The sequence below is a fragment of the Rhodopseudomonas sp. BR0C11 genome (genome assembly GCF_010820945.1).
GTDB lineage: Bacteria > Pseudomonadota > Alphaproteobacteria > Rhizobiales > Xanthobacteraceae > Rhodopseudomonas > Rhodopseudomonas palustris_H.
Genome location: NZ_QTKI01000653.1, coordinates 1 through 1,634, shown reverse-complemented (window position 1 = coordinate 1,634; position 1,634 = coordinate 1). Strand labels below are relative to the sequence as shown.

Sequence of the window (1,634 nt, the reverse complement as noted above, 5' to 3'; positions counted from 1 at the left end):
GTGACGTATGTCGATCGCACCCAGCTCGGCAAACGCCCGCCGCTGTCGCCGCCGTCGCGCGAAGCCGCCGGCACCACAATGGCGATCGATCCGGCGACCCGCGCCAATCTGGAACTCACCCGCACGCTCGCCGGCGAGCGCCGCGGCTCGCTGCTCGACGCGATCGACTGCACCGTCACGGCCGCAGGCTCGCGCCTGCTCGCGCAGCGTCTCGCCGCGCCGATGACCGATGCGGCGGCCATCGCAAGGCGGCTCGACGCGGTCGAAGCCTTCACGGCGGATTCGGGACTGCGCGAACAGATCCGCAGCTCGCTGCGTGCGGCGCCCGACATGGCGCGTGCGCTGGCGCGGCTGTCGCTCGGCCGCGGTGGCCCCCGCGACCTGGCGAACTTGCGCGATGGCATCCGCGCCGCCGACGAGGTGCTGGCGCAGCTCGGCCAGCTCGCCACGCCGCCGCAGGAGATCGCGAGTGCGATGGCGGCGCTGCAGCGCCCCTCACGCGGCCTGTGCGCCGAGCTCGGCCGTGCGCTCGCCGACGATCTGCCGCTGCTCAAACGCGACGGCGGCTTCGTGCGCGAAGGCTACGAGCCAGCGCTCGACGAGACCCGCAAGCTGCGCGACGCCTCGCGGCTGGTGGTGGCCTCGATGCAGGCGCGCTACGCCGACGACACCGGCATCAAGGCGCTGAAGATCCGGCACAACAACGTGCTCGGCTACTTCGTCGAAGTCTCGGCGCAGCACGGCGACAAGCTGATGGCGGCACCGCTGAACGCCACCTTCATCCATCGCCAGACGCTGGCCGGCCAGGTGCGGTTCACCACCGCCGAACTCGGCGAGATCGAAGCCAAGATCGCCAATGCGGGCGATCGCGCACTCGGGCTCGAGCTGGAAATCTTCGACCGCCTCGCGGCGATGATCGATGCCGCCGGCGAAGACCTGCGCGCCGCCGCGCACGCCTTCGCACTGCTCGATGTCGCCACCGCGCTCGCCAAGCTCGCCAGCGACGACAACTACGTCCGACCGGAGGTCGACGAGTCGCTCAGCTTTGCGATCGAAGGCGGCCGGCATCCGGTGGTCGAGCAGGCGCTGAAAAAGGCCGGCGAGCCGTTCATCGCCAATGCGTGCGATTTGTCGCCCGGCCCGGCGCAGACCAGCGGTCAGATCTGGCTGCTGACCGGTCCGAACATGGCCGGTAAGTCGACCTTCCTGCGCCAGAACGCGCTGATCGCACTGCTCGCCCAGGTCGGCAGCTTCGTGCCGGCGAGCCGGGCGCGGATCGGCATCGTCGACCGGCTGTTCTCGCGCGTCGGCGCCGCCGACGATCTGGCCCGCGGCCGGTCGACCTTCATGGTCGAAATGGTCGAGACCGCCGCGATCCTGAACCAGGCGTCCGAGCGGGCGCTGGTGATCCTCGACGAGATCGGCCGCGGCACCGCGACGTTCGACGGCCTGTCGATCGCCTGGGCGGCGATCGAGCATCTGCACGAACAAAACAGATGCCGTTCGCTGTTTGCCACGCACTACCATGAGCTGACCGCGCTGTCGGCCAAGCTGCCGCGGTTGTTCAACGCCACGGTGCGGGTCAAGGAATGGCGCGGCGAAGTGGTGTTCCTGCACGAGGTGCTGCCGGGCCC

Annotated in this window: 1 protein-coding gene; it reads left to right on the top strand. The window is 70.1% G+C overall.

Translation table 11 applies throughout. The annotated features are described in order from the left end of the window. The coding region (gene mutS / locus DYI24_RS26235) for a DNA mismatch repair protein MutS (protein ID WP_164574387.1) at positions 1-1,634 on the top strand (1,634 nt) is incomplete at both ends.